At 53.1% G+C, this 350-nt stretch carries 1 protein-coding gene; it reads right to left on the reverse strand.

Annotated features, from left to right (window positions below; all coding sequences use genetic code 11):
- A partial coding sequence (locus tag JGK36_RS22290; RefSeq protein WP_293201108.1) for a cadherin-like domain-containing protein occupies window positions 1–350 on the reverse strand: 350 nt, incomplete at both ends.

Genomic DNA, 350 nt, shown 5'->3' on the forward strand with positions numbered 1-350 from the left:
CTGTTTGTCCAGCAGGTGGCTGGTTGGTGACATTGAAATTGACCGCAACAGCCCCAGACGGCGATACTCCGTCGCTGACGCTGTAGCTGAAGTTGTCTGGCCCGGCAAAACCTGGATTGGGAGTGTAACTGAATGAACCGTCACTGTTGAAGTTGACCTTGCCATTGCTGGGATTTGACAATACCTTGGCCGTCAGGATATCACCGTCGGGGTCGCTGTCGTTGCCTAATACTCCGGGAGCTTGCTGGTTGAATACCTTGGTGTGGGGAATCGTGTAATTGTCTGTTTGTCCAGCAGGTGGCTGGTTGGTGACATTGAAATTGACCGCAACAGCCCCAGACGGCGATACT

It is taken from the genome of Microcoleus sp. PH2017_35_SFW_U_B, assembly GCF_020737865.1.
Taxonomy (GTDB): domain Bacteria; phylum Cyanobacteriota; class Cyanobacteriia; order Cyanobacteriales; family Microcoleaceae; genus Microcoleus.